Genomic DNA, 2,261 nt, shown 5'->3' with positions numbered 1-2,261 from the left:
CGTCCGCCAATGCCGCACCGACCGCGGCGCCTTCGCCCGCCTCCCCGAAGCCGGGGCCGGCACCGGCGGCGCCCCCGGCCGCGCCGCCATCGACCATCGCCCTGGCGCAGATCGACATTGCCGACGAAGTCGGCACCCTGCTCGCCCACGTCGCCCGCGTGGCGCGCAGCATTCGCCGCTACAGCGCCTACAGCCGCGGCCACAACGGCCCGGAGCCGGCCAGCGCGCGCTACGACCTGCACTGGCTCTCCGACTGCCTGCACAACCTGGACCAGGTCGGCCACGCCCTGGCGCGCAACAACATGGAAACCCTCACCGCCGCCTGCACCGAACTGCTGACCATGTACGAGCAGTACCTGCGCGACGGTTCCGGCTACAACAGCCGCGACACCTTCCAACGGCTCAGCACGCAGGTGCCGCTGGCCGAAGTCACCGATGCGATCCGTTCCATCGCGGCCAAGGCCTCGCTGGCGCGGCAGGCGCAGGCCGCCCACGAAGAGGCCGCGCATGCGCACGAACGCGTCGCCGACAGCCGCCAGGCCGACGCACTTTCGATGCTGTAACCGCGGCGTCCGCGCCGGCCACCGGCCGCGGCCCGCGTTGACCCGGCCTCCCGCCCGTGCTGTGATGCCTGCCGGTCAGGGCGGAGCGGGATCATGGCAGACAGCAAGGCGGCCTTCGAGAAAGCGGTCCAGGACATCAAGCAACGGGCCGAGCGCCCCGACAACGACACCCTGTTGCGGCTGTACGCGCTGTACAAGCAAGGCTCGGAGGGCGACGTCAGCGGCGCCAAGCCGGGCTTCTTCGACTTCGTCGGCACCGCCAAGTACGAGGCCTGGGCCAAGCTCAAGGGCGTGCCGCAGGCGGAAGCGCAGAAGAAATACGTGGACCTGGTGAAGAAGCTGCTGGCCTGATGGCACGCGACACCCGGCGGCGCATCCTCGAGACCGCCCTGGCGATGTTCAACGCGCAGGGCGAGCCGCACGTCACCACCAACCACATCGCCGACGAGCTGGAAATCAGCCCCGGCAACCTGTACTACCACTTCCGCAACAAGGACGACATCATCGAGCACCTGTTCGCGCGCTACGAGGAGCGCATGGACGCGGCGCTGGCGCTGCCGAGCGCGCGTCTGCCGGGGCTGGAGGATATCTGGCTGCAGTTGCACCTGGTGTTCGAGTGCATCTGGGACTACCGCTTCCTGTACCGCGACCTGGTCGAGATCCTCAGCCGCAGCCGGCGCCTGCGCCTGCGCTTCGCGCGCATCCTGCGCCGTGCCGACGCCAGCGTGCAGGCGGTGTTCGAGGGACTGGCGCAGACCGGCGCGATGCGCGCCAGCGCCCAGGAACGCGGCGGCGTGGCCACCAACGTGCTGGTGGTGGCCACGTTCTGGCTCAACTATGCGGCCGCGCGCGGCGAGAAGGACGAGCAAGTGGCGATCCGCCACGGCATCGTGCAGGTGATGCAACTGATCGCGCCGTTCCTGCGCGACGCCGAACGCGCGCACCTGGCCGCGTTGATGGACGCCTATCTGGATTGAAGCGCTATGCCCTGCGCGCAAGCACAGGCGGGGCGGTTCCGCTCAGTCGGCGGCGGCCTGCGCGGCTGGCCCGTCGAGCCGGTAGACCTTGCAGACCAGGCCCGGCGGGGTGCGGTAGGTGCGAAAGCCGATGGCCTCGTAGTACGCCTGCCCGAGCGCATTGTCGGCGGCGATGCTGGCGTCGATCTGCGCCAGCCCGGCGCTGCGCGCGGCCGCACAGGTGGCCCGGAACAGCGCGCTGCCGACCCCACGGCGCGCCGCGCGCGGGTCGACGTGGGTGCCGATGATGCCCCAGCCCTCGGCCACGTCGTAGGCATTGCCGGGATGCGCGATGCGCAGCGACTGGAAGCCGAGGACACGCCCGTCGGCATCCTCGGCCAGCACGCACTGGAGACGATCGGGATGCTGCAGGTAGGTCGCGCGCACCGTCGCCAGATCGGTCGGCGCCTTGCGCAGGCCGGCCGCGAAGATCGCGTCCTGCACCGCGACCATCGCCTCGGCATCGTCAAGCGTGGCGGGCCGGATCTGCATGGTGCCGTCTCTCGTCAGGTCGTGGCCGGCGAGTATGCCCGAGCGTGGCCGGCCGCCATGCGTACGGAGGCGCCGGGTCAGGCGCCAGCGCGACGACGGCCAGTCACACGCTTGGCCGGGCTGCGCTTGGCCGCGGCCGGCTTGGCGCCGCGCTTGCCCGTCGCGGCGCGCTTGCGCGACTGCGGACGCG

4 protein-coding genes are annotated in these 2,261 nt (G+C 71.2%); 3 read left to right on the top strand and 1 reads right to left on the bottom strand.

Annotation, left to right across the window (positions count from 1 at the left end):
* The 3 genes from D588_RS25985 to D588_RS0123035 form a co-directional block, all read left to right on the top strand.
* Positions 1-563: hypothetical protein (locus D588_RS25985; RefSeq protein WP_017917669.1), on the top strand; the 563-nt coding region annotated here is incomplete at its 5' end.
* Positions 564-656: 93 nt separating this feature from the next.
* Entirely contained in the window at positions 657-914 is a 258-nt protein-coding gene (locus tag D588_RS0123040; protein ID WP_017909407.1) for an acyl-CoA-binding protein, read from the top strand.
* The gene (locus D588_RS0123035) at positions 914-1,540 is read left to right on the top strand and encodes a TetR/AcrR family transcriptional regulator (protein ID WP_017917668.1); all 627 of its coding nucleotides are present in this window, start codon (positions 914-916) and stop codon (positions 1,538-1,540) included. Before D588_RS0123040 ends, D588_RS0123035 begins: the two co-directional genes overlap by 1 nt.
* Before the next feature lie 42 nt (positions 1,541-1,582).
* Here D588_RS0123035 and D588_RS0123030 read toward each other — a convergent pair whose 3' ends face one another.
* Entirely contained in the window at positions 1,583-2,071 is a 489-nt protein-coding gene (locus D588_RS0123030) for a GNAT family N-acetyltransferase (RefSeq protein ID WP_157836509.1), read from the bottom strand.
* Positions 2,072-2,261: the final 190 nt, after the last annotated feature.

It is taken from the genome of Xanthomonas sp. SHU 308, from assembly GCF_000364645.1.
Classification (GTDB): Bacteria; Pseudomonadota; Gammaproteobacteria; order Xanthomonadales; family Xanthomonadaceae; genus Xanthomonas_A; species Xanthomonas_A sontii.
The sequence above is the reverse complement of the archived record's forward strand: the minus strand, read 5'-3'. Positions and strand labels throughout refer to the sequence as shown.

Bases quoted from the DNA above. Each gene is read 5' to 3' on its own strand.
- D588_RS0123040 (WP_017909407.1), top strand. From the start codon at position 657: ATGGCAGACAGCAAGGCGGCCTTCGAGAAAGCGGTCCAGGACATCAAG.
- D588_RS0123035 (WP_017917668.1), top strand. From the start codon at position 914: ATGGCACGCGACACCCGGCGGCGCATCCTCGAGACCGCCCTGGCGATG.
- D588_RS0123030 (WP_157836509.1), bottom strand. From the start codon at position 2,071: ATGCAGATCCGGCCCGCCACGCTTGACGATGCCGAGGCGATGGTCGCG.